Annotated in this window: 27 protein-coding genes and 1 tRNA gene; 2 read left to right on the forward strand and 26 right to left on the reverse strand. The window is 28.6% G+C overall.

Features of this window, described 5'->3' with window-relative positions:
* Window positions 1–5 precede the first annotated feature (5 nt).
* The gene (locus PZA12_RS24230; RefSeq protein ID WP_103698399.1) at window positions 6–2,135 is read right to left on the reverse strand and encodes a glycoside hydrolase family 3 C-terminal domain-containing protein; all 2,130 of its coding nucleotides are present in this window, start codon (window positions 2,133–2,135) and stop codon (window positions 6–8) included.
* A gap of 150 nt (window positions 2,136–2,285) precedes the next feature.
* Between PZA12_RS24230 and PZA12_RS24235 the strand changes: the two genes are divergently transcribed.
* Entirely contained in the window at window positions 2,286–3,056 is a 771-nt protein-coding gene (locus tag PZA12_RS24235; RefSeq protein WP_041900575.1) for an AraC family transcriptional regulator, read from the forward strand.
* A 335-nt stretch (window positions 3,057–3,391) separates the two neighbouring features.
* Here PZA12_RS24235 and PZA12_RS24240 read toward each other — a convergent pair whose 3' ends face one another.
* Window positions 3,392–3,520, reverse strand: a complete 129-nt coding sequence (locus PZA12_RS24240) for a hypothetical protein (RefSeq protein WP_264646455.1) — start codon at window positions 3,518–3,520, stop codon at window positions 3,392–3,394.
* Between the two features lie 480 nt (window positions 3,521–4,000).
* On the opposite strand from PZA12_RS24240, the gene PZA12_RS24245 reads away from it, so the two are divergent.
* Window positions 4,001–4,261, forward strand: coding sequence for a hypothetical protein (locus PZA12_RS24245; RefSeq protein WP_103698398.1), 261 nt, complete (start codon window positions 4,001–4,003; stop codon window positions 4,259–4,261).
* Window positions 4,262–4,470: 209 nt separating this feature from the next.
* Here PZA12_RS24245 and PZA12_RS24250 read toward each other — a convergent pair whose 3' ends face one another.
* The 24 genes from PZA12_RS24250 to PZA12_RS24365 all read right to left on the reverse strand — a co-directional run bounded on the left by PZA12_RS24250 (window position 4,471) and on the right by PZA12_RS24365 (window position 26,880).
* Window positions 4,471–4,629, reverse strand: coding sequence for an aspartyl-phosphate phosphatase Spo0E family protein (locus PZA12_RS24250; protein ID WP_077839597.1), 159 nt, complete (start codon window positions 4,627–4,629; stop codon window positions 4,471–4,473).
* A gap of 337 nt (window positions 4,630–4,966) precedes the next feature.
* On the reverse strand, window positions 4,967–6,415 hold the full coding sequence (locus tag PZA12_RS24255) for an MFS transporter (protein ID WP_103698397.1): 1,449 nt from the start codon (window positions 6,413–6,415) through the stop codon (window positions 4,967–4,969).
* 53 nt (window positions 6,416–6,468) lie between these two features.
* A complete protein-coding gene (locus PZA12_RS24260) occupies window positions 6,469–6,912 on the reverse strand; it encodes a MarR family winged helix-turn-helix transcriptional regulator (protein WP_103698396.1) in 444 nt (147 codons plus the stop codon).
* Between the two features lie 442 nt (window positions 6,913–7,354).
* Window positions 7,355–9,040 (reverse strand): IS1634 family transposase, encoded by a 1,686-nt coding sequence (locus PZA12_RS24265; RefSeq protein ID WP_181006061.1) that lies wholly within the window; start codon window positions 9,038–9,040, stop codon window positions 7,355–7,357.
* A 1,259-nt stretch (window positions 9,041–10,299) separates the two neighbouring features.
* Complete coding sequence (locus tag PZA12_RS24270) at window positions 10,300–11,256, reverse strand: DUF1848 domain-containing protein (protein ID WP_103698959.1); 957 nt, start codon at window positions 11,254–11,256, stop codon at window positions 10,300–10,302.
* 1 nt (window position 11,257) lies between these two features.
* Complete coding sequence (locus tag PZA12_RS24275) at window positions 11,258–12,118, reverse strand: hypothetical protein (RefSeq protein WP_103698960.1); 861 nt, start codon at window positions 12,116–12,118, stop codon at window positions 11,258–11,260.
* Window positions 12,119–12,946: 828 nt separating this feature from the next.
* Window positions 12,947–14,044: a hypothetical protein gene (locus PZA12_RS24280; RefSeq protein ID WP_103698961.1), complete on the reverse strand. Its 1,098-nt coding sequence runs from the start codon at window positions 14,042–14,044 to the stop codon at window positions 12,947–12,949.
* 169 nt (window positions 14,045–14,213) lie between these two features.
* Window positions 14,214–14,498 (reverse strand): hypothetical protein, encoded by a 285-nt coding sequence (locus tag PZA12_RS24285; protein ID WP_103698962.1) that lies wholly within the window; start codon window positions 14,496–14,498, stop codon window positions 14,214–14,216.
* A gap of 778 nt (window positions 14,499–15,276) precedes the next feature.
* Complete coding sequence (locus tag PZA12_RS24290; RefSeq protein WP_103698963.1) at window positions 15,277–15,840, reverse strand: hypothetical protein; 564 nt, start codon at window positions 15,838–15,840, stop codon at window positions 15,277–15,279.
* A gap of 154 nt (window positions 15,841–15,994) precedes the next feature.
* Window positions 15,995–16,579 carry a recombinase family protein gene (locus tag PZA12_RS24295; RefSeq protein ID WP_103698964.1) on the reverse strand — a complete coding sequence of 195 codons (585 nt, stop codon included), beginning with the start codon at window positions 16,577–16,579 and terminating at the stop codon, window positions 15,995–15,997.
* Between the two features lie 176 nt (window positions 16,580–16,755).
* Window positions 16,756–17,202 carry a hypothetical protein gene (locus PZA12_RS24300; RefSeq protein WP_103698965.1) on the reverse strand — a complete coding sequence of 149 codons (447 nt, stop codon included), beginning with the start codon at window positions 17,200–17,202 and terminating at the stop codon, window positions 16,756–16,758.
* 998 nt (window positions 17,203–18,200) lie between these two features.
* Window positions 18,201–18,725: a hypothetical protein gene (locus PZA12_RS24305; RefSeq protein WP_103698966.1), complete on the reverse strand. Its 525-nt coding sequence runs from the start codon at window positions 18,723–18,725 to the stop codon at window positions 18,201–18,203.
* Window positions 18,726–18,928: 203 nt separating this feature from the next.
* Window positions 18,929–19,417 carry a hypothetical protein gene (locus tag PZA12_RS24310; protein ID WP_103698967.1) on the reverse strand — a complete coding sequence of 163 codons (489 nt, stop codon included), beginning with the start codon at window positions 19,415–19,417 and terminating at the stop codon, window positions 18,929–18,931.
* Between the two features lie 421 nt (window positions 19,418–19,838).
* A complete protein-coding gene (locus PZA12_RS24315) occupies window positions 19,839–20,201 on the reverse strand; it encodes a site-specific integrase (protein WP_103698968.1) in 363 nt (120 codons plus the stop codon).
* Between the two features lie 43 nt (window positions 20,202–20,244).
* Window positions 20,245–20,502: a tyrosine-type recombinase/integrase gene (locus tag PZA12_RS24320; protein ID WP_103698969.1), complete on the reverse strand. Its 258-nt coding sequence runs from the start codon at window positions 20,500–20,502 to the stop codon at window positions 20,245–20,247.
* Window positions 20,503–20,520: 18 nt separating this feature from the next.
* Window positions 20,521–20,808: a phage integrase N-terminal SAM-like domain-containing protein gene (locus PZA12_RS24325; protein WP_103698970.1), complete on the reverse strand. Its 288-nt coding sequence runs from the start codon at window positions 20,806–20,808 to the stop codon at window positions 20,521–20,523.
* Between the two features lie 287 nt (window positions 20,809–21,095).
* Window positions 21,096–22,037, reverse strand: a complete 942-nt coding sequence (locus PZA12_RS24330) for a tyrosine-type recombinase/integrase (RefSeq protein ID WP_103698971.1) — start codon at window positions 22,035–22,037, stop codon at window positions 21,096–21,098.
* 121 nt (window positions 22,038–22,158) lie between these two features.
* A tRNA-Ser gene (locus PZA12_RS24335) sits at window positions 22,159–22,248 on the reverse strand.
* A gap of 287 nt (window positions 22,249–22,535) precedes the next feature.
* Window positions 22,536–23,711, reverse strand: coding sequence for a cyclopropane-fatty-acyl-phospholipid synthase family protein (locus tag PZA12_RS24340; RefSeq protein ID WP_338481373.1), 1,176 nt, complete (start codon window positions 23,709–23,711; stop codon window positions 22,536–22,538).
* An 82-nt stretch (window positions 23,712–23,793) separates the two neighbouring features.
* Window positions 23,794–24,465, reverse strand: a complete 672-nt coding sequence (locus PZA12_RS24345) for a FadR/GntR family transcriptional regulator (protein WP_103698972.1) — start codon at window positions 24,463–24,465, stop codon at window positions 23,794–23,796.
* A 21-nt stretch (window positions 24,466–24,486) separates the two neighbouring features.
* Window positions 24,487–25,074, reverse strand: a complete 588-nt coding sequence (locus PZA12_RS24350; RefSeq protein WP_012061154.1) for a hypothetical protein — start codon at window positions 25,072–25,074, stop codon at window positions 24,487–24,489.
* A gap of 16 nt (window positions 25,075–25,090) precedes the next feature.
* Window positions 25,091–25,795 carry an LrgB family protein gene (locus PZA12_RS24355; protein WP_077830653.1) on the reverse strand — a complete coding sequence of 235 codons (705 nt, stop codon included), beginning with the start codon at window positions 25,793–25,795 and terminating at the stop codon, window positions 25,091–25,093.
* Window positions 25,792–26,142, reverse strand: coding sequence for a CidA/LrgA family protein (locus tag PZA12_RS24360; RefSeq protein ID WP_012061156.1), 351 nt, complete (start codon window positions 26,140–26,142; stop codon window positions 25,792–25,794). Before PZA12_RS24360 ends, PZA12_RS24355 begins: the two co-directional genes overlap by 4 nt.
* Window positions 26,143–26,430: 288 nt before the next feature.
* A complete protein-coding gene (locus tag PZA12_RS24365; protein ID WP_103698973.1) occupies window positions 26,431–26,880 on the reverse strand; it encodes a nucleoside deaminase in 450 nt (149 codons plus the stop codon).
* Window positions 26,881–26,886: the final 6 nt, after the last annotated feature.

Genomic DNA, 26,886 nt, shown 5'->3' on the forward strand with positions numbered 1-26,886 from the left:
AATCTTCATATTAATTCAATATTTGCTTCCAATGGTGCTACTGAGGTAAGCTCAAAGCTTCTCTTATCTGGTTGTGATACCCCTACAAATAATTTGAATTTCTTACTATCAAGAAGCCTTTCTCCATCATCATTTACAACTTCGAATGATTTCTTATCCAATTTCATTATTACAGTTTTGCTTTCCCCTTTTTTCAATGAAACACGTTTGAATCCTGCTAGGCTGTGATTTAATACAGCATACTTTGATTCTATATCTTTTACATAGCATTGAACTACTTCTTCAATATCATATTCCCCAGTATTTTTAATCTCTATGCTGATATCAAAACTCTCAAAGCCTTGCTTAACAGAAGGCACTTGTAAATTAGATAATTCTACTGTTGAATAAGTTAAACCATACCCAAATGGATATAAACTCTCATGTTCTAAATATCTATAAGTTCTTCCCTTCATTGAATAATCAGTAAACTCAGGAAGCTTAGCTGTGTCTTTATAAAAAGTTACTGGTAATTTCCCACTCGGTGAGCATTTTCCAAATAATATATCCGCTACAGCAGTTCCTCCGTGGCTACCTGGATACCATGCATTTAAAATGGCTGCACATTTTTCTTCTGCACCATTTAGTGTTAAAGCACTTCCAGCTCCAAGGACAACAATAACTGGCTTTCCAACCTCAAGTACTTTTTCAAGTAAATTTTGTTGCCTTCCTGGCAAGTTCAAATTCTCTTTGTCTCCTGCCCCGTAGCTATTACCAGCATCCCCTTGTTCTCCTTCAATTGTTGAATCTAATCCTAGACATAATACAACTACATCAGATCTTTCTGCTACTGAAATCGCTTCTGATAATCTATCATCTGGTCTTGCTAAATCCTCCACTTTATCTTTAAATAGGTGACATCCTTCAGAGTAATATACTCTCACATTATCACCAACTGCATTATGAATTCCTTCTAATATTGTTGTATACTTAGATGCTGTTCCAGAGTAATTTCCCTTCAACATTATTTCGCTGTTTGCATTCGGGCCAATTACTGCTATTGATTTTAAATTTGATTTATTCAATGGAAGCGTTCCATTATTCTTTAGCAATACCATTGATTTTCTAGAAGCTATTAATGCAACATCGTTATGCTCTTTAGAATCGTTTACTTCATATGGTATCTTGTTATATTCACAATCTTCATCAAACATACCTAATTTAAATCTTGTTGTCATTAATCTTTCTGCTGCTGTAGTTATTTGTTCTTCAGTTACTAAACCTTCTTTATAAGCTAATAGCAAATTAAGATACATATTTCCACAGTTAAGATCACAGCCATTTTCTATAGCCAATGCTACTGATTCAGTTGCAGTACTTGTAACCATATGGTGTAAATGAAAATCTGCAAGAGCCCAGCAATCAGATACTACATGTCCTTTAAATCCCCATTTGCCTCTTAAGATATCTTTCAACAAAGTCTTACTACCACAACATGGCTCCCCATTTGTGCGGTTATATGCTCCCATTACACTTTCAACATTTGCCTCTTTTACACATGCCTCAAATGCTGGTAAATATGTTTCATATAGATCCTTCTTGTTAACTATCGCATTAAATTCATGCCTTAACCCTTCTGGTCCGCTATGAACTGCAAAATGTTTTGCACAAGCAGCTAACTTTAAATATTTTCCTTCTCCTTGCAATCCTTTTATGAATGCAACCCCTAATCTAGATGTTAAATAAGGGTCTTCCCCGTAAGTTTCATGTCCACGTCCCCATCTAGGATCTCTAAAAATATTTATATTTGGAGACCAATAAGTTAGTCCCTTATATATGCCTCTGTCGTCTTTTTTGCTGTATTCATTGTATTTAGCACGTCCCTCTGTAGCAATAATATTTGCAACCTTTCCTAGGAATTCATCATCAAATATAGCGGCTAAACCAATCGCTTGAGGGAACACAGTTGCTGTTCCAGCTCTAGCTACCCCATGAAGGCCTTCATTCCACCAATTATACTCAGGTACATTTAAGTGCTTTATTGCTGGTGATTGATAAGTTAATTGCTCCGCTTTTTCTTGTAATGTCATTTTAGATACTAATTCTTTTGCTGCCTTTACTGCAAATTCATGAGTATTTTCTTGCTCACCATTCATCTATATCCCTCTATTCCTTAAATATTTATGGAGATTAAAATCTATAATACAATATTCAATTTGTAATTTAATAATATAAAATTTATGGTTGACTTAACAAGAAAGTATTTATATAATTGTAGACAAAATTTACTCTCTTGGAGGTATTCTATGTTAAAATACGAGTCGCACCACTTTGGAGAAAACACTCTTTTTTCCCACTACCATCCAATTAGTCTTAATTACCCTGTTCATCTACATCGAAGCTTCGAGTTCATATCTGTTATTGATGGAGATCTTCAAATTTCTGTTAATAATAGAAATTTTGAAGTAAAAAAGGATGAATGCATATTAATTTTACCTTACGAAATCCACTCTCTCTCAACTAATAAGTACTCTGATGCTCGTATTTGCATATTTTCCCCTGAATATGTAAAAACATTTGACAGCATGATCTATGGTAAATTTCTCGAAAATCCAGTCTTTAATTTATCACATAACGCGCGATCTCTTATACTAGACAAAATTTTCAGAGATAATGTCAATGTTCTCGAGATGAAAGCTTGTCTTTATTTGCTTTGTTCTGAAGTTATGGAACATACGCAATTACTTGTAAGCGTGAAAAATGATTATGAATTATTACATAAAATTCTTAACTATATTCAAAATAATTTTACTAAAGATATCTCATTAAAAAGCATTGCAGATGAATTTTGCTACAGTTACAATTACCTATCCAAATATTTAAATAATGTACTCGGAATATCGTTTGTTGATTTTGTTAATCAAAATAGAATTAATTACGCGGCATATTTATTAAAAAATACAGAAGACCCGATTACTGATATTACTTATAAATGTGGTTACTCAAGCATCCGTTCATTTAATAGAAACTTTCTTAAGATTATGAATATGACTCCAAAAACTTATAGAAACTTTTAATCTACAGTTAATTAAATACTAAGCGATGGAAATTCCAGTATTCTCAAACGTCTATAAATGCGATTACTATTTTGTCCATTTTATGAATTTCAACTTATTCATATTGATATTCTTGGTTATAAATAATTAAAATCAAGAGTATCAAAAAATATAAAACTTTACATAGCTAATGAAAGTTATACTGGAGTTTATGATAACTTTAAGTGGAAAAATATTAATAAGGTTAAAGCTAAGAAACTAAAGTATTTGAAACGCAGTTAAAATAACAGTATTAAAATAAATGCAAACATTATTTTAATACTCTCTTATCTATTCAGTTGTTGTAGAAGTAACTGTCATAGTATTCTAATTAATAATGGTGCAAATATATATGCTAAAATCAATAAAACTTCTACCCAACCAATACCATAAAACATGCCTCCAACACCCTCAAGTTCACTTTTATTTTCTTCCTTATCATTCATACCGTACTTTCCTCCATGAATTTAATGATATTAGAATTATTTCCCTTGGTATTAAGATTTAAACTACATTAAAACAATTCATTTTTAGTATTTCATTAATTATAAAAAATACAAAACCAGGGTTTATTTTTAAACCCTGGTCTGTTTCGAAACAAGTGTACTTATGGGGACTTTAAAATCATTTTCGGACTAATCCTAAAATATTATTGTTAAAATCAATGTCCATGAGAACCACCTCTTTCAGTTATTATTGTGTGTAATATAAAATTAAATATACTAGAATATAAAACCATATATTCCACATAGTATTATTTCTTCTATTAAAAAGCTTATAATTTTTTTCATCATAATAATTTATATGCACTAGTTAATGCTCAATTAATGGCCCGTGACTTCCACATTCACCTTTCATAATACATTTCATAAATTAGCGTTGAAAATCCTATTATAATGGATATAATTGTAATAGGAGGTGTTTAAATGGAATCGAATAAACTAAACACTAGACTTTCTTTAGTCGGGGCATTGCTAGGCTTAACATTATTCATTATGGGTGGATTATTGAATACTATACTAGATCGTTATATAATAATTATCCCAGCTGTTACTATAGTAATTAGTTTGATATCTTTAATAAAATCTAAAAAAACTGATATAAAAATTAAAAGTTATTCTTCTTTGGGGTTAATACTTGGACTATTTTACTTTATTTTATCTTTATATGAATTATTAAAATTATAAATTTGTAAAGCCCTTATATTCTAATATTACACTTGCAAGAGAAAAACATGCCTTGCTATTTTCACTTAAGTGCAAATGGTAAGAACATGTTTTATTATTTTCTGGCTAATATCATTGTTTTTATATCTTCATAAAACTATATGATTTATAGATACTAATCTACAGATAATATAAAAACATCAGTTCGAATTTTTGCGATAAAAAAATACCTAAATACTTTTATTAATACTATTCATATATTCATTAATCAATTTATCTAACTTTATACTAAGTTCTAATAATTCCTTATCATTTGTAATTATTTCCTTGTTCTCAATTAATATATTTAATTCTTCTCTAGTTCTTTCAAGTTCACTCTTTATACCCATAGCTTTCGTTCTTCCTTATTCCTTAAATTTATACTTTATCCATATTATACAATAATAATGCATTAATTTCAAACATATGTTCGTATATTTCTTATAATTATGATTCTGGCACTATCAGCCCCCATTACGGACTTTCACCGATTAGCACGCGCCCATGCTGGGCAAACTACAAAAAAATAAGAGCTTATATTTCATAAACTCTTATTTTACACAATGATGCCTCAAGTTCTTATGTGTCCTATAAATATTTACATATATTTATAGTTACATAGGAATATAGTTATCTTTTTAAATATGTTTCTATGAATAAAGGTATATATATTTACCTTTGTTCATATTAAACTTTAAACTGGTGCTCCAAATACATATTAGAGCTTTTCAGCTTTTTACTTCTTAGTCTTAAAAAAGTCAAGGCAGCACCAATTAAGCTTATTACTGCAGCCGCTATATATACAGTTCTCATAGCATATATAAAAGCATCATTTCTTCCTGCTACAAAATCTGTAACACGGTATCCAATTATAGAACTCATCATGCTATATAAAAGCGTTGTAGCTAAAGCTATCCCACATACCATTCCCAAGTTTCTTACAAGAGCATTTACGCTTCCTGCAATTCCAAGTTTCTCTTTAGGTACTGTTGACATTATCAAAGAATTATTAGGCGATTGAAATAATCCCATACCAATAGACATAATTCCTATGAATATTATTGTGATTATTACAGTTGAATTTACATTTAAAGTGGACATTAATATTAAACCTAGGCTTATAAGTATCAAACCTATGAAGGTTAAAAGCTCTGAGCCAATTTTATCTGATAGGCTTCCACTAAGAGGTGCTACTACAGTTAAGAGTAATGGATAAACCATCATTATTAATCCAGTATGCTCTGGTGTATAATTCATTACATCCTGAAGATAAAATGGCAGAATAATATTGTTACAGAAGATTGCCACAAAAGTTACAAATGCACAAAATATACTTAAAGAAAATAATTTATTACTAAATATATTCAATTGTAATAGAGGATCTTCTTTTTTCTTTTCCACAAAAATAAATATTATAAATGAGATAATTGCTATGGCAAAGCTCAATAAAATTATTGGATCTGAAAAACCAATGTTTAAACCTTCATCTAAAGCTCCAAAAAGTGGAACTATTGCAAACATAAATAATACAGCTCCTAAGATATCTAATTTTCCCTTAACTGTTTTATTCCCCTTCGGTAACAATTTAATAGCATAAAATAATGCTATTACTCCAATAGGTACATTTATTAAAAAAATATATTCCCAACTTGCTGCGCCTACTATTAGTCCTCCAAGTCCTGGTCCTATTAGAGATCCTAAAGCTACAGAAGTACCTAAAAATCCAAGAGCTTTTCCTCTTTCATGTGGAGGGAATGTTTCTGTAATAATCCCTTGATTATTAGCCATAGTTCCAGCAGCGCCTATAGCTTGTACTATTCTTGCTAAAATAAGTATTGGAAAAGATTTTGTTATACCACATAGTAACGATCCAAGGGTAAATAATCCTAATCCAAATGTGAACATCTTGGATTTTCCAACCATGTCTCCAAGTCTTCCAAAAATCAATACTGTCCCAGCGATTACTATTAAATAACTTGTTGCAACTAATTGTATACTAGATGTTGTTACATTTAAAGCAATGGCCATTTTAGGTAATGCTACATTTACAATGCTACCATCTAGGGCAGACATAACTGTAAACATTAAAACTATTACCAATATAGACCACTTGTTTCTATTCTTTACATTTTCCATTAATTTTCCTCCTTTATCACTTGTCACTATTTAGCCTACATAGCCATATTACCTTAATTCTCAAATTCGTTTAATCTTCGAATATTGATTAAAATTTTCTTTAAAGACTGCATTGTAATTAACATTTCTGCTTCTGATACATCTTGTGTTATTAAACTCATCAACGTTTGAACATCTTCATGAATTTTGGGCAATACTTCTTTAGCTTTCTCTGTTAAATATAATTTATAAGATCTACTATCTTTTTCATCTTGTTTTTTATAAACATAACCAAGATCTACTAATTTTGTAATTGTTCTTGCAGACATTGCCTTGTCATTACCAAGTTCTTTGCTTAAGCCGTTTTGGCTTATACCTTCGTTTCCTTCAAGATTAAACAAATATGGGCTGGAACCACTGCTTAATCCATATTTTTTTAAGGCCTTTTCTAAATACATTTGCTTATATCTAAAAATTTTACTTGTAATCATTATGAGGTTCATGCTTTCAACATCCATAATCATTCTCTCCTTATAATATAATTGATTAGTCTACTATATTATATTTACACTATGTTGACTTGTCAACTTTTATAATGGAACATTTTTACTAAATAGAATACAAATATTCTATTTGTATTCACATAATCTTGATCATCATACAACCCGTTCTCACAACAGACTTATATAAATTACTTTTGAATAATCTTTTTAATTATTGAAAGCATAGTAATTGATCTCTTACTACAAAGTGATAACATAACAACTCCTTGTCAATATTTACTTATAAACATTATCAAATTTATAACTCATATTTCGCTGAATGCTATGCATTTCAGTGAAATATCTTTTCTTTATTTAAAGTTTGGAATAATATATATCTATATGTGAATTATTCCATAGTAAATTTCTAAACTATCCCTAATGGAATCATTATTAAATTTTTTGAAATATATACTTGTTAAATAGCATGTCCAACAAAAATACTTTCATCCAAACCTAAATAATTCAATATCTGCCGTTGATTATCTTTTAGTGGTTTTTGAAACTTTCTTATACAATTGTTATTAACTTTAATTACTTGTATAGGCACATACTCAAAGATACCCATTATAGCTTTTAAACTCGGCTTGGACATTTTTATTTTTCCAGGTCCAAGTATAATCGTATTATCTTTCTTCATCTCACGTCTGACTACATGTTCCATTACTGATAAAATCATTAAACCAATAAGTATCATGTATGTTAAGGCTTCAACTCTTTTGGGAGTTTTTACAAAAAGGTCATCTATAAACTCTGGTGCTTTTAGCTGCTGAAACTTTTTCTCTACGCTGCTTTGAGTTTTGTATTCTTTCAGCATTTCTTCACATGAAATATCAGAATCATTACTTGCTAAGATGAAAGTACACTCTCTTTCAATTGCTGCTTCAATTTTTGAATCTTCACGGTTAATTTCTAAATTAATAGTATATTCATATTCCTTTTGTGAATCCTTATTATCAGCTTTTTTACGCTTACGTTTTTCATTCATTTCAATATTCAAATTAACAGAATGGTATTTTAATTTTTTCCCTTTAGTCTTTAAAAACTCTTCTATTTCTTTTTGTGAATCTGCTTCGCACGCGAAGCTACGCTTGGAAAATACTTTGATTTTTTTCTCTAATTCGGCATATTCTTTTTCTGCATGCCTAGAAATAGTTTTCCTTTTGGTTTCTTCAAGAGTGAAGGAATAACAGACTGCCAGTTTAACTGGAATCCCCTTATATTCTGATTTATAATCTAATACTTGATATTTAACTTTTTTACCTTGGGCATTTTCAAAAATAACATCTTTTGTTAACTGTCTTTCACTAAAAAATTTACCAATATAGATTTTAGACATATTTGTTGTTTCAGGAGCTCTTGTTATAAATTTTATATCTCTACCATTTGCTTTATTAATATTTTCTTCTGTAAAAAATGCACTATCTGCAACATAGTAGAATGAATCTTTACTAGTTTTGGATTTTTTTAAAATTTCATCAACATCATCTATAGCGTCATTATTATAAGTTTTATCATCTGTATTACCCGAAAGAACTTTTGCGTCTACAACTATACCGTTAGCTGTTCCAATTCCAATTTTTATTTGTTTCTTATCATTTCTTTTATCTTTACTATATCCATAATCAATTGATATTTCATCTATTTTACCTTCTTCTGTTTCATACTGGCCCCACATTACCTTTGAGGTAGTATCGTAATTAATATTCTTTATACTCAATCCATACGTAGCGAAAGCAGTCATACTTATTTCAGAAAAAATTTTTCTTGGACCAGCTTCATGAAAATTATCAAGAAAACAGCCAAATCTATCATCTGTAAGATTATGAGGCTTCGCATCGCTGTTAAATGTCCCTTCAATATCAATATGTTCAAAATACTCATCCATAAGATATAATGGTCGTCTTGAATGACAAAGATTTGCTAACATCATTTGAGCCATTATCCCATAAGCTATATCAGGCTTTCTCCCATTTTGTTTAGTCAAATATTGATCAAAGATGTTGATAACTCCTAGTTTCTTACACATACCTGCTACAAGCGTCGCTTTTCCATGGCTATATGCTTCCATTTCAATATTTTCCAATAACAACTCTTTATCCATTCCAATCCCCCCATTAAATATTATTTGCATACCGTAATCATAATAATTTTTAGTCAAATAATATAGTGAATAGTTGAGGTTAAATAGGAAAAATTAGTTAGGCGGAATATGAGTTATAATTTTAAAATTTATCATCTTATCATATCCCAATATAATTGACCAGTCAACAATACTTTGTCATCGTCGAGTTGACTAGTCAATCTATTTGTTTATTTTTACATATTTTATGAAGATGAAGCAAAAACTCATTTAACTCATAATTGGTAATAATGATGATATGGCTATAGGTGCAATTAATCATTTGTTGTAATCTTGCAACGCTTCATCTTCACATCTTAGTTCTCCACTGCCTTCAAAATTATTTTTACAAACTTATTTATATTTTTTATCTAGCCATAACAGTTCATTTAAAATTCTATATCTCTCGAAAAACTACGTAAGTCTTTTTCCAGGCTAAGTAGCGCACTCCTCTTTATATTATTATCTTCCATCCACGCTCGCATAAAGTGTTGCATCGTCCTATTTTGATTAAATTTGATTACAATATAGCTGGTAAATTAACGCTTTATACGGTAGTTTGACCTATTATTTGGGCAACTAAAAAAGCGCATGAGTCCTTAGTTTTACTAAAGACTCACGCACTTTTTACATCTTATTTCCATGGCGGAGAGAAGGGGATTTGAACCCCTGATAGAGTTGCCCCTATACACGCTTTCCAGGCGTCAAAAGCGTTAAAACTCCGTTAAATCGTCTATTCTTGTCACTCAACACACGCTATCTTATATCAAAATAACGCACATTTAGTTATTAATACTAATTTACTATTGTTTTAAACGTATGTCAATATTAACTCTTTTATGGATTGCTTACAATTATACTTACGATAAAATCTAATTATATTACTGTATTTCCTTAATATATGAATAACCCCTATCGTTTAATGTTGTACATGTACTCAACTGTTAGCTATTAAGTTTTAGATAATACTAAACTGCCTAAATGTATAGGCATTCCACTTGGGTAATTCTGATTTGCTCTAGTATATAACTAAGTTTTATTCCAACAGAAAAGAAGATGATTAAAACCTCTTCAATGCTATTTTGTAAGAATATGTTCTTTAATCTTCTATAACTCCAACTGATTATACTTTTCAATAGTCGCTTAGATGACATCTAAAACCACTGTATTCAATTTCGTTTCTTTAGTCAATATTTATAAAAGTGAAATCTCTACATAATATTAAAATAACTTCTTCTTTTTTATAAACTATCTAACATATTAAGTTGTTCTTGCCCTAATTTTCTTCCTTTAACTGACTTCATAGGACGTACAGTTATTTTTGCATTTTCTCTAACTTTACCTATTAATAAAGGATAATTTTTATCATGTAATTTAAAGTTATCTTCTACTTGATTATAATTAAAATTTGCATAGCAATATAAACAATGATGCATACACGTATTATATTGACCTATATCTATACTTTTTACACATCCACAAACTTCCCTTTGTGTATCATCCTTTTTTACATTTACTTCATAACCCATTATTCTTGATATCACACTATCGTCTATACACTTGCCTTTTTTTATCCCAAATTCAGTTAGGTCATATGCTTCCGAACAAGTCTCCACAACAATGTTATGCTCTTGTGCTATTTTTGAAAATTCCCTAGAAATATTATTAATACTTTCAATAGTAGTAGCTAATATATTAAGATTCTGAGTATTTCTTTCAGTTTTTTTATATAAGTCAATAAAACTAATGACGCATTTTTCTGTATATCCTTCTAATTGTACACATAACTTTTTAAAGGCTTTACAATGATAACTTACAGTATATTCTTCACTAAAAAAAATAGGGTCATACCTCAAAATAACACGTTCTTTTCCTATTTTTTTTGATAATTCCTTAAATGTTTCAATTATTTCCTTTTTATTAAGTACTCCCTTTTCAACTTCTGATTTATATCCAGTTATAGTGTATTGAAAATAATACTTATAATCTCTTAGTTCTTCTAATCTATTTAACATTGGTTTAGCATTTTTAGTCCAAAATACAAAACAATCAACTGTTTCTGGTGTTAATTCGACTTTACTGACTTGATTTAAATTCATTGGATTTAACACATAAACATACCCTTCTTTAAGCCTATAAAAAAACCATTCACTATAAAATGCTGGTATGTCAGTCCGTCTACTTACACTTACTATCATTTTATTCCTTCTTTCTTACTATCATTTGTGCACTACTACAAAATTGCCACGGATTATAGTCTTCTAGTATATTAGTAGGTATGATTGTAGTTAATTCATTACTGTTATATTCCTCTCCATAATCAAAATGATTATCCCTATAATTATTATTGAAATGGCAACATGCATATTCATAGTGACTATTCAGTTTTGTTAGCATATAATCGAAGTATTTTCTTGTTGTCATATAATTAATATCATTCATTATAATTATGGAACCTTTTTCCATATGCTTTATTATACAATCTACCAACTTATCTATAAAATCAAATGTGCTAGTACCATCTAAGTCATACTTCACCATATCCGACACTACATATTGCAATACCAAAACGTTAAATTCTATACCTTCATCTTCACCATTCAATATATTGAACACATCATCATATATAAATCTAGTTTGAATATTATCATTATTGTTCTGTTGTATATGCTCATGTATATGATTCCATATATCATTTAAATCTACCCCAGTATAGTCAAGTTTTATATTTGGATTTACCTTCGAAATAGTGTTTATTATTCCCATTAAATCTGTACACGGTCCACAACCTATGGATAAAACATTCAACTTCTCAATTGAGTTTAAAATATTAAATTTCATAAATACATGTTCTATTTCCGATGAATACTTATATATATATTTACAAAAATAATAATTTGTTATATTGAAACAATTATATCTTCGAGTATCACCAAAATGTATTTTATCTAAACATTTTTCACAAGACCCATGACAATTATTATTACAATTCTCACATCTACAAGTTGTTTCTGAATTTTTATATGACATATCACAATAATCTACTAATTCATTTAACATTTATTATCCCCCCATAAATCACATTTTATTTCATATTATACCATAATTTACTTCCTTATACACAAATCATTTTCTATAAGATTCATATAACATTAACTTATGTTATATGTTTAAGACTTTTGACACTCTTTAAATTCAAAATTTATTCTTATTTAATTTACAACAATATAACGTCATTGCAGAGCATAGGTATCAGAGTTCTTGAAGTAACTATATATTGCCACTCGTTTTTTTAATATTTTCCAATATTAAAATACTTTGGCTAGTGAGTAAATCTCTATAAACGCCTTGTTTTAGACATCCATTAAAAAGGTGTACCATAAAAACGACAACATTATATAATATTACAGTATAATGTATTCATTTCTATGGTACACTTTTTATTTTTACTAACTTTTTAATGCATGCTATTTCTAATTTCACTAGCTAAATTATTATTTTAAATCTTCAAATGACTTCGTATTACACTTTTCCTCCACCACACTCTTTTACCTTGCCAAGCTTAAGAAGTAGATGCTCGTACCTCACATCTATTCTTAAGTTCGCTCCAAGGTAAGCCGTTTGGCAAACCAAGGAGCGTGCTATTACTATTCTTTTAAGTTCCTGAGATGCTCCAAATTATGTTTTGGCTAGTGAAATTTTTATTATAATCTTATAATATTACTATATTTTTCGAGACTGTTTTGTACATAAACACGTCATATTATAATTCTTATTTTTATAATATGACATATTCTTGTACAAAAACAATGAGGTTGATATACAATAATATTATTTATTTACTCACTATTTTAAATATCCACTTTCAAAATTTCACTAGCCAAACTATTATTTCAACTTATCTCTACTACGAATACCTCTACTAATTAATAGTCTAGCCGTTTTCTTCGCATCTTTTTCATAATCATCTTTGTGTACTATTCTTTGTTCCTTAGTCAGCTTGTCTTCATATGCATCTAATATGTCATATGCATCTCCAAACGTTTCTTGTAATTGTAGTTCATTATTTTCTTTACGCTCTTCTATTGTCTTGATTGTTTGGTTTATCATTTTAAGATTAAGCCTATTTCTTACCTCTGCTAATTCACTTCTCTTTAATTCTTCTAATACTTCTTCACTATTGTAAGTTATATCATAAACATAGTAGTAATATTCAATATCTGTATCTTTCAATAGTTGTTTACATCTAGCCTTGAATTTACTACCAGCTTCCTTACAAAAATTAAAGAATGATTTTTTCTTAACACTCATCTCTTTCATAGCTTTTCTTTCAATATCCAATACTATCTCTTTCTCTCTATCTGTTGGGAAACGACTAACCATCTCTTCTCTTTCTACCATCGGATTATCATTCTCGTCATACATAAGTTTTCCACTTACACTATGTTTGTATATACATTCCTTTACACAAACCATCATTTTAAATTCCCATATTATCAATGCCTTATCTTGTAAATCCTTTAAGGCTTCCTTTATATTTCTTGCCCCCTTAGTATTTATTACTCCATATACATCTCCAATGGTCTCAATATCCACTTTTGTCAATTCCTCTAAATCAAGGTATATCTTCTCATAACTATATCCTTTGATATAATTGTCATTAATCATTTCTAAGGCTCTCATCAAACGCTTTATAGTCAATGATATATGCCTGCCCTCATTTCTAGCCAACAAATCTAGTGTGAGAACTTCAATCTCTTCTCTTAGTAACCCACTAGATAGTTGTGTCTTTTCAATATCATACAATCTTCTAGGAATAAATATACCTTTTTCCCTATTATCTAATTCCATTACTGTCCTCATATCTTTTATCTGTGCTGATTTTGAATTACCTGTTTTTCTTGGTATCTGTAACATATCACATAAATCGCAATATTTACATTCTTTTCCCCATTTAACGTTATCAAAATTGTAATTGTATTTCATAGTATCAAATCCTTTCATCATTAGTAAATAGCTAATAGCTTGTCTATTATTATAGTATCAGCCTAGTAATTTTATATATATTTGCATTTAGGCTGACACTCTAGCAATTAATTACATTGCCTTTTCTAAAACGTCATATTTTCATAAAGGGGATAATCCCCCTTTATCGTTATTGCTCCCAATCGTCTTCTGGATTACAAGTACTAACTGTATAATAAACCCCATCCCTCTCTAATATATAGTGATTTTCATTATCAGTGAATACTTTAGCAATATCCATTGTTTTATAACAATCCATAAACCTCTTAAATTCAACCAACTCATTATTGAACCAAATAAAACAATCCTCATAAGCCTTTCTATACACATTAATTACATATTCCAAGCTAATAGTCTTTTCCATTTCACATTTCTCCCTTGTATTTAAATTTATATTTTTCTTTTGTATACTCATTTCCTCACCACCTTTTTTGTAATCGTTTACTGTAGCTGACAGCAGTATATCTTGTTTTCCTGCCCCTAATCCCAGTATACCATTTTTTTACTGCTTTGTACAGGTTTCCCTGTAAAACTTTAAATTATTTTGTTAATAAATATATAGTGAAATTTTTTTATAAATTACTGGCTAAATAACTTTCTAACTTCTTTGCTACTGCCTAAAAATAGTTTAAAACACTTACTTTAACTCAACTCGTAGTTTTTTAATTCTGTGAGGTGTATGTGCTACTGGTAGCAATATTAATGCCAACCTTAAATTTATTCCAAAACGTTTCGTACCCCCACTATATAGAACTTTACCACTTAGAATTGTAATATTACCTATGTGATATCCTCAGAATGGTCTTAGCATTGATTTAAAATTTAAAGTTGACCACCGTCTTAATTATCATCTCATTAGATGGCTTATGAACTAAAATTATCTAAAGATGCTCTAAAACCCTAAAATCACACCTCTAAAAACACGTAATTTACTACCTTTTATTTTTTGATTTTTCCAATAAAACTTAGGTTTTATTAAGAACAATTAAGGGAACTATATATTAGGTATTCAAAGTATGCATAAAATAATATCACCTACAAGTTTTTGTAATGTTATAAGTATTTTTCTTAACGCAAGCGTTAACATTTATATAATAAGTCATAATTCAAAAGAATATTATAAAGTTAATTATAATTAAAATAGATGCTTTAAAGAAAAGTTATATGAAATGATAGTAGCATTTAAGTATATATTATTTAATTTTAAACTGTGGTAATTCTATTTTGTTAGTACTACAAATTGCTACCAACTGCGCTATTAATGTAACATAATCGTTTTTGGATTGTATTCTAGCAAATTGTGATTCATATTTATCAAAATCCTCTTTGCTAATATTGGGAGTAATAATTTTTAACAATTGCTTGTAATGAACAATTGCACTATTAATATATTTAAGTTGATTTAACTGTAAGAACAAATACCAAATTGCAAATAAAAAGTATCCTAACATAAAATTTTGGATTACATTTGAGTTATTATCAACCACTTGAGTGAGGTTTAAATTTACTCTACTTGCTATGCTAATCAAAATAATAACTATAATAATTCCAAATAAAATTCCATCCATATAAGATAAACATAAAATACTAGGCGTTTCATTGAAATCCTTCGCAATTGTTTTATAAGTTTTATCAGTATTTTCTTGAATTAGTTTTTGAATATCTAATGTAAATCCTTTTCTATCTAGCATTGGTTTAATCAAATAATTAAACACTATTGCGCATAGAATTGATGTAATTATTGTTACTATAGACATAGTTAAAGTTCTCCTTTATCATTACTAATTGTAAAAGTTACACCATCATTCCATTAACTTCCTATTAATTAATATTATATCATACTAAATGTTGAATTTTATAATAATATTGCGAAAATACATGTTTCTTATACCGTATCCTATGCACTCTAGATTATTTAATTTTACGTTTGTTATTCTCCCTTATAAGTGTACTTTTAGATATTCCCAGCAATTCTGCAACTTCATTATAACTCTTATCACCACCATTAATACTCAGCATTGATAACGCATTATCAAGTTGTTTATCCGTATATGATTTCGGTCTACCTTCCTTAAAGCCTTCTTTAGTCTTAGCTATTGCTTTGCCTGTTTGTGTACGCTCAACTATTGTATTCCGTTCCATCTCTGCCACTGCTAACAATGTAGTTAAAAAGAATTTACCCATGCTCGTATTTTCTAATAATCCGACATTTAATACATGAACACTCACACCTTTATTAAATAACTCTTGCACTAACTCTATCCCTTCAACTGTATTACGTGCTAATCTATCTAACTTTGAAACAACTAATGTATCGTTTGGCTTTAAATCTTCAATTAGTTGGTTTAATATTGGTCTATCTGTTGTTGTTCCTGTAAATTGTTCCTTGTATATTATTGCATGGTTATACTTTTCTAATATAACGCTTTCTTGTTGCTCAAAACTATTATTATCTAATTTTCCTTTGCTACTTACTCTACAATATCCATAAATCATATCTCATATCCTCACTTTTTGTACTTTTGTTTTGACACTAAGTTTCGACACCTCTTCATACCCTTATTATGCGTTCTGATTTTATTGGTGTCAATACTTAAAAGTTATGACACTTAAGCAATGCAATGTTATAGAAAAAAAGCTAATAATATTAAATTATTAGCCTAACAATTACCTTAAAACACTAACCATTTTCCTTTTATTTCTTTTTCGCTTATAAAACCAGTCTCTAAAATTTCATTAAAATCATCAAAACGGTGTTTATCATTTACTATTATTTTATTATTTTGAGTATGACAATAAACATTTCCACCATATTCAATGTGCTTACATCCATCAAATGTAATTATTTCATCGGTTGATACTTTAGGACTTATAATATTTTTATTATTTACAATAAATTCGCTAATAGCTTCTTTATAATCCATTTCTACAACTTTAGAAAGCACTTTTTCTTTTAAAGGAATAGGATAATCATTTATACTTATTCTTTTTTCATTATTATCATAAATATTATCAATGCTTATTTCATCATCGGACACATCTAATATTGCTAAACCATCACACCATTTACCTGTTAAGTTTTCAATAATAACTTCATAAAAAGATTTCTTTTCTTCCATTATTTCTCCCCCTCTATCAATATTACTTTTCATTTAAATTTTACCACATTTTTCATATAAGTTAATTTAAATTTGTAAAATTGTCTAATCTCTTAAAAATCACTTGAAAGCATCTGATTCTTTTCCATACCGATAAGTATCAAAACTTTAAGCTATAATACTTTTGTGATTAAGCTTTATAATTGTTGCGTAACTTCTCTTGCATAAATACCAGTCTGCATCGAATTAGCAATCGTAAAAGTATTGTAATTACGAATATTATAACACCCATAATATTCTAAAATAGCTATGTTTTATCGTATCGAGTAATTAGAACTACGGTGGATATATGGGTGTTAATATCCTCTACATGCTCTCTGAGTTCATTTTAAATGTCTTATGTTCTAATAGTTAAAGCCTCTCTAAGTAGCCATAATTACTTTGTAGATGTTATAACTTTATAGTCAATGCAAATAAAAGCTAGAGAGGTTTTCATTACTCCCTAGCCTTATCTATTTGCCCATATCTTTAACAATTGAAATATCACGACTAAAAAACATATTACTATTATTCTCTCAGTTGCAATACCCTCTAACTCTAGCGCTACCATATTTTCACCTTATGAACTAATTAACTTATGAGTTAATTATACTAAACAATTCATTTAGAGTTAATTTGTTTTATAAACCAAAATAAGTTAATTTTAACGAAATAATAGGACTTTTACAAGAGTTGGTTTGTTATTGTTTGCAGTATACTCTAAACGAACTCCAATATATATCTTTTCTAAACAAAATAAAATCAAGGCTTATTTTTTAACCTTAGTCTGTTTCGAAACAAGTGTACTATAGGGACTTTAAAATTGTTTTCAGAGTAATCCTAAAATATTATTGTTAAAATCATTATCCACGAGAACCACCTATTTCAAATATTATTATGTACAATAATGTAAATATACCTATATAATTACTGCAAGTCATAAAATAAAAGGAGATTTTCAGTTCCCCTTATTTATAAAACTAAGCTGAAGGTATCCATTTTATATCTGGATTTAAAAAACTAGCGAATAATCTATATTTACTCCTATACTTAAAAAGAATTTCTCTGTTTAAATCATTAATTATACTTCCATATCTGTACTGGTATGCATCACTATTAAGAACATTTATAAAATTTTGAATATCTTCAATAATTGAATTATGGAATTGTTCTTTACAATTGTTCAAATAATCAAATATTATAATATTCAACCAATCTAACTCCATTTCAAGTTGTACTGATAAGTTAGCATTTTCACTAATAATCATAGTAAATTCACACTTTATAAACAAACCTAGTGCATAAAAAAGTTCGAAGCCAAGTACATTAAGAAATTTCTCTATTTGCTCGTTATGTATTTCGTATGAACACTTGTAACCATCACCTTGACTTTCCACAATTATAGACTCATTATCGGTATATATTCTGTACTCTTTTGATAAGTGCTCTCTAAGGGTTTCTTTAGCAGCACCACATAATAGTTGAACGTCTGTGTATTCGAACATATAGTTTCTCCTTTTTTATAACTAAATTTTTTCTCTCTTTGATTTTTGTCCTACATTACATATTATACAACCTTTCCTAGGAGAATATTGATTAAGCTGAAATATATCTGAAATAAATGCTTTTCTTTACAAATAAATAGATTGAAACATCAATAAAAAAGAACCCCTATATAATATAGTTGCTCTTTTTATCTATATATATTTTATTTTGCCATTACTATATAATTATAACTTTCTTCCTCATCCTCCTCTAATGTTATTAAATTCTCCTCTACTAAATCATAAATCTGTAAATAATTTCTTAATTCTTTAAAATCATTATCTGTTAAAAATTTAATATCCTTGAACTCCTTCCCATATTCTAAGTAATCATTATATTTAAAATCATCATAGTTATTTCCATTTAATATAAATTCAAACTGAAATTCATGGGCTATTTTTTGTATAAGTTTTTTGAAATAACTATCAAATTTATTTCCCTTACTCCATGTTCCCACATCAACTTTTTTCACAACATTTTTTAATTCTAAAGTTTTCAATGCAAACTTAATTCTATTTTCCCCATCCTTACCATCATTTATTTGTTTCCATAACTTAACTTGTTCTTTACTATTTTCATATATTAGATTTGCTGTTATTGATTTATTATTTTGTAAAAAACACATTATTCTAAAGAACCACTGTCTATTCATATTTTAATAACTCCTTTTAATAATAGTAAGCCGGCTTCTGTTATTAGAATACAATAAGCTTAATGAATTATCAATTTCCATTTAAGCCAGTTCATAAAAATATATCTTTAACAACTTAGAATTGACAACTCCCCTTATTTTTTGATATGTCCCCCTAAATTTTAAAATATGTCCCTTAGAATTTTAAACATGTCACCTTAGATTAGAATACTACTCACTTTTGCTTTATAAAATAAAATCTCTCTTTTTCTCGTGTTTTCTTTTCTTTACATACAATTTCATTTTTCTTCTTTGCCTTTTCGAAATTTTAAGTTACTATACCGAATACGATAAGTGGTTATCTTCAATATAATGTTTTTTCTATTACATAATGCTCTTCTAAAATTATCCATATTTTGTATACTTAATATCTAAAACAAGCTTAAAAATTCCTAACTTTAATATCATATTTTCTTTTTAAATATACTTTCTTAATTTGTTTTGATGCTATATCATCAATTATATTTACAATATCATCAGCAGTTGAATTATAGTATCTATTAAGTTGTTGCAAACTGCTATGCCCTGTAATTCGTTTTAATATTAATGGATTAACACCTTTTCTTACTGCATTAGTTATGAATGTATGGCCAAATAAATGTATTGAAACCTTATTAACCCCTCTTTTTATGTTGTAATTAGATACTATATTTTGTAATGTTGTTCTTGCTACTTGGTCACCATAAATTGATATAAATAGATGATCATCACTACGCCCTTTTCTAACCTTCATGTACTTTTCCAATACTTCTATAACATTTAATGATAATGGTAATTGCCTTGCTTGATTATTCTTGGTTACATTGAAGTGTTATCACCCTTCTATCTAAATCAACATTATTAATAGTTATATTCCTTAATTCTTTTGCCCTTGCCCCCGTTGTAGCTAATAACCATATTATTGCACTATCTCTTAACATAAGAAAATCATTCTTTTTAAGTATAGTAAGCAATGCTTTCGACTCACTCTCCGAATAAATGTCTTTCAACTTTACTTGCTCTTGCACAAATGGTATTTTAAATTCTTCTATTAAGCCTTTAGCCATTCCATGCTTAATAATAGGTTATGTATTTTGAATGTAGCTATTTATCGTTGTGCTATTAATAATTCCTTGTACTTCTTGCATATATAAAATATACTCTTCCAAAACTTCTCTTGTTATTTCTGATGCATCCTCTACATTTATAAAATCACAGAAATATTTATTTTGATAATGATAACTCCTTATTGTTTCTTCAGCTAATCCTCTTACCTTACAATTTCTTATAAATTCCTTGTATAGTTGTTCGTATGAAATTATTTCTGTTATTGTTATGAACTTTTTACCTCCTGTTTTTGCTGCTTTTCTCATTTACTACACCTCCACAAATCAATAAAAAAGTAGCTTAGATGTTACCTTTTTGGGGATAATATCTAAGCCACTAAATTTTTTATCAAATTTTCTATAAGTGCTTAAACGCTTTGCTTAACAGACTTTCCCCCTATTCCCACTCAATTGTAGCTGGTGGCTTTATAATAAATAATAAACGCCTCTTCATAGGTATTATTTTAAAATAAAGAGGAGTATTTTTTATGTTTCTTATCTTTTTAAGTTATAGTAAGCAATATTTTCAATTCATACATTAGATGCATTTAAAATTATTTCATTTTTATAGTTCTTTTGCTCTCTTTCTTATTTACTATATTCTCCAGAGGATTAAATTCATTGAAGTCCCTTTGTAAATCATTAGTGAACATATTAACATAATTTCTTACAACTTCCATATCACTATGACCTAAAATTTTTTGTAATCTAAATATATCTCCACCATTTAAAATCCAATTTTTCGAAAATGTATGTCTAAATCTATGTATTCCAGTAGTTTTTACACCTCTTCTTCTATTATAACTTCTTAAATTCTCACTCAAGGTATTTCTATTCAATTGTTGACCATACGCGTTGCAAAATAAATAATCTTCATTTTCACCTTTTCTAATGCCTATATACTCCTTTAATATTGGTATAATTGTTTTACTTAATGGAATTATTAATGGCTTTCTGTTCTTAGTAGTCTTTATATAAACCATATTGTTTGTGAAATCTATGTCTTCAACCATTATATTAATTAATGAATTTAATCTGCATCCCACAGCTAAAAGGAAATTACATACAACCCAATTCCTGTATTCCACGAAATTACACGTCTTAACATTAGGTTTTTTTAATAATAAATCTAATTCATTTGAGGAATAAGTTTCAATAATCTTTTTATCCATCTTTGGCAAAGATATTTTAAATTCTTTCATGTATCCTTTTTCCATGAAGAAGTATAGAATTGTTTTTAACGCCCTAACATACGTGTTTAAAGTCACGCTGTTTATATTTAGTTCATTCTTGCAAGACAATATAAAATTATCAACTGTATCTTTTGTAATTGAAGAAATAGGTGTTTTAGGTTCAATAAACTTATAAATGTTCAACATATTATTGTCATAAAACTTTATAGTATATTCTCTCAAATTCCTAGATTTACAATTAAATATGAACTCGTCATATCCTTGGTCTAAAGTGGCTTTCTTAGTCATTTCAATCTTTTTCATAGTTAACACTCCTAACACACGTTTTTTCGAAAAAATAACACACGTCTAGCTATTTTTTCATAACTAAACGTGTGTTATCTTGTATCGTGTGTAAGTGACACTATAGGTATTCTGAGCATATTGGCGGAGAGAAGGGGATTTGAACCCCTGATAGAGTTGCCCCTATACACGCTTTCCAGGCGTGCTCCTTCGACCACTCGGACATCTCTCCATATAGTATTTAATGCTTTATTATAATATCATATAATTGTTATCGATTCAACTGAATATTTTATATATAGAAATCCTATCATTTAATATAATAGAATCTATTTATTCATATTCAATATAAACCATCATCCTTCCATTTTCGTAATTAATGCAAATAGTAGGCAGAAATACTTAAAATTTAAGTACTTTTGCCTACTATAAATTACTTCTAATTTAATTAGCTATCATTTCTATAATGAATATAGATAGTAATACCACAAAGTTATCTCTTAAAGTGCTTATATAAACTTATTTATACATATACTCTCTAGTCCATGGTAAATCATTGTTTACTCCTTTATTGAATACAAATTGATGAATACTTATATTTCCGGAGTTAAAAGATGCTGCACAAGCATTTAAATATAATCTCCACATTCTTATAAATGTTTCATCCTTAGTCTTCCTTATCTCTGGCAATGCATTCTCAAAATTCTTTGCCCAATGCTCCAAAGTTCTTCCATAATGAAGTCTTAAGTTTTCTGCATCGATTAAAGTGAACTTTTCATCCGACATACAATTGATTAACTCTCTAACAGCTGGAACATATCCACCTGGAAATATATATTTATCAATCCATGTATTATTTCCTCCAACCTCTGTTGATGTTATGCAGTGGAGTAAAGATACACCTTTATCATTTAATAAGTTATTAACATTTGAAAAATACTCTGCGAGATGATCTTGCCCTACATGTTCTAACATTCCCACACTAACTATTTTATCAAATGTTCTATTTTTTAGTTCCCTGTAATCTACAAGTTCAACTTCAAGAAGATCCTCTAATCCTTCACTTTTTATTCTTTCTTTAGCTTTTGCTAATTGTTCAGAACTTAAAGTTATACCCATCGCTTTTACCTTATATTTTTTTGCTGCAGATATTATCAGTTCACCCCAACCACAACCTATATCAAGTAGTGTTTCTCCTTCTTTTAAGTTTAACTTTTTAAGAATATGCTCTACTTTATTCTTTTGTGCTTGAGTTAATGAATCACTTTTTGATTTGAAGTATCCACATGAATATGTCATAGTATCATCTAACCATAATTTATAAAAATCATTTCCAATATCGTAGTGGAACTCAATATTTTTCTTGCTATTTTTGATACTATTTGTAGCCATCCTTAGTAAATTTGCATATTTGTCACTATTACTCAAAAAACTTTCCTGATTATTATATAAAGATTCTATAACCTTTTGAATACTTCCTTCAATATCTATCTTTTTAGTCATATAAGCTTCACCAAATGTTAATGAAGGATCCTTTATAATATCGGCTTTAGGAATGGGCTCATTAAATATTATTCTAAATTCTGGATTCCCTTCCCCATAAATTTCTGAACTTCCATCCCAAAGTTTTAATTCAAAAGAGTCTGAAAATAAATTTTTAAATAATGTTTTGTAAAATATTTTATCAATAATCACGATAATCATCTCCCTATTTAAAATTAATTATTAAATATAGAACTTTAAACAGAAATATGCAAATTAAATTTATAAATAGATTCTAAACAATATGACTTAATTCCAAGTGTTTTTGTGCCGCAATTGAAGCTGCATTAGAATCATGATCTTTTAAAGCTCTCCATATTTCTTCATGATGATTTTTTACAAGTATCTTATTAATAGTATGAACTTTTGAATTTTCAATATATTTTTCAACCAAAGAAGATATAGAAAACATTATAGTTGAAATTAAGTGATTGCCAGTAGCTTGCGCTATTTTATAATGAAATTTTTTGTCTAATATAGCACAGGCTTCAATATCTGAATTATTATTTAATTCGCCCATTATTTCCTTCAATTCTATAAGTTGTTCATCAGTTATATTTTTAGCAGCGATAGCTGCTGTTTCTGGTTCAATTATTTTTCTAAGCTCAAGAACATCCTCACTTTTGCTTCCTAGAAGTAAGAATACAATAGATAGAGGTTCAAGCAGACTATTTTCAAATTTTTCATTGATAAAATTCCCTTCCCCATGCTTAGATTCTATAAGTCCAAGCATTTGTAAAGATTTTAGTGCTTCTCTAACAGATGCTCTGCTAACCTCAAGCTTCTCGCATAAATCTCTCTCCGATGGTAATTTATCTCCACTCTTTAGTTCTCCTCTTTTAACAATTTCTTTTATTTGCTCTATTACTATTTCATATATTTTTGTACTCTTCACAGGACTTAACATCGATATCATCCTCTCAAAACTTTATATGTTTGCTTTTGATAAGTAGTTAAGTAATTCGTTGTAATTTTTTTCTGCTAACAGTTCTTTATTTTTTGAATTCTCTATTTTATGATTATGTATACTAATATTTTTTCTAAAGCTATCCAATGTGTTCATAATAGCAATTTTAAAAAGAGGAATACTATCAATTATTCTCTTTATTCCATATACATATTCATCATCGCTCAGTTTAAAACATTGAAATAATCCAGAGGTCAACCTCCCATCAGAAAAAATATAAATATATCTATCGCTCATTTCATCAGATAAATTAACTTCTATTTTATGCTTATACAGTCTAAAAACAACATCTCTACTTTTTATAAATACTGGAAATATACTTGAAAAAAGCATCGCCATATTATTATCTTCCTCATCAATTAAACCAGAGAAGTCATTTTCATTAAGTTTCATTATAATTTCATCTGTAAATATGCTATTTTTTATCTCTTTTCCTAACTTTACTTTTAACCTCTGTTCTCTCTCTTCAATTAATAAATTATCAATAGAACTAAACAACTTATTAATTGGACTCTCTCCCTTTTTGTAGTTATTTTTATCTCCATTCAAAGATAATCCCCCCTAACTAATTTAAAAATACTGAAAATAAACTCCATAATACAGGTGCTATCAGTACAGTCACAATCCCAGAAATTGCAATAGTTAAACTACTCATAGCTCCTTCAATTTCACCTATTTCCATAGCTTTTGCTGTCCCAACAGCATGTGATGAGCTTCCCATAGCAATTCCCATTGCTACTTTATCATTTATCCTTAATATTTTATATAGAAATGGTCCAATAATAGAACCCAATATTCCAGTAATTATAATAGCAACAACAGCTACAGAAGGAAGCCCTCCTAACTGTTTAGATAATGCCATTCCTATAGGAGTTGTTATAGATTTAGGAATTAATGATTTTGTAAGCTCGCTTGAAAGATTAAATGCCTTCGAAAGCAGAATTACAGATATCATCCCAGATACAGCTCCAAATAAAATGCCTAATAAAATAGGTAAAGCATTTTCTTTAAACAAAGAAAACTTTTTATATAATGGTAATGCTAATGCAATAGTTGCTGGAGCTAAAAAGAAAGAAATTATTTGTCCCCCGCTATTGTAATCATCATATTTAATATTAAATTTTAATAAAAATGTAATCAGAATTATTATCGCTATAAGTAATGGATTAAATATTGAAAGCTTAAGTTTTTGTTTTATTAAAAGACCTATTTCATAAGCAATAATAGATATTAAAACCCCGAAAACAGGTGAATTTATCATATCATTCATTTTGAAGTCACCCTCCTTAAAAATTTAACAACGTAGGCAGTCACAATCCAAACTACAAATGTAGAAATAACAATTATAGTGGAGAAAGGTATAATCTTACCTTTAATTGCTTGAAAGGATGTCACTAACCCTACCCCTGCTGGAATAAATAAGAATGACATATGAGATATTAGTACCTCACATATATCTTCAATCATCTCAACTTTAACAATTCCAAAATATAACGCTAAGAAAAGAAAAATGAGACCTAAAACTGTCCCTGGTATAGGTAATTTAAAAACTACTTGTACTATTGTTCCTAAAAAATATGATACTAGAATAATCATTAACTGCTTTAAATACTTCAACTAAAAATCACCTCTTGTGTAAAAATCATTGGTATAGTGGTCTGACCAGTTGCTATTACTATATCATATTTATTTTTATATCTCAACTTCATAATATTCTAAAAATGTGATTTTATTCCCCATATTTCCAATTGGCTCTCACTAACTACCTATATCTTTACTAATCTCTTTAAATAAAAAAATCACCTTAAATCTAATACTTTTAAGATTTAAAGTGCACAGTACATTTCCATATTGTAATAAAATTAAAATTTAACGCTATTCTTAACTATATATATTTTTTATAATTTATTTATACTTATTTCTTCTCTGGGAGAAAAACTCCAACATGATATCAGAACATTCTTTATCGTATAACCATTTAGTACTTACAAAAGAATTTAACCATTTATTATCTGTAACATCAATTACTGAACCACAAGCACCCATATCTTTATTAAATGTTCCTATATATACTTTAGATATTCTACTCTGAATTATCGCCCCCGCACACATAGGACAAGGTTCTAATGTAACATACATCTCAGCTCTATTTAATCTCCAATCTCCAATAAATTTCGAAGCTTCTTTAATGGCTAAAATCTCAGCATGAGCAGTACTATCATTTAAGGTTTCTTTTAAATTATGAGCTCTTCCTATTATTTTATCATCCAATACAATTACTGCTCCTACTGGAATCTCCCCTTTTTTCATTGCCATCTTAGCTTCTTCTTTTGCAATTTTTAGAAAATCAACCATCTGTAA

The sequence above is a fragment of the Clostridium beijerinckii genome, from assembly GCF_036699995.1.
Lineage (GTDB): Bacteria > Bacillota > Clostridia > Clostridiales > Clostridiaceae > Clostridium > Clostridium helianthi.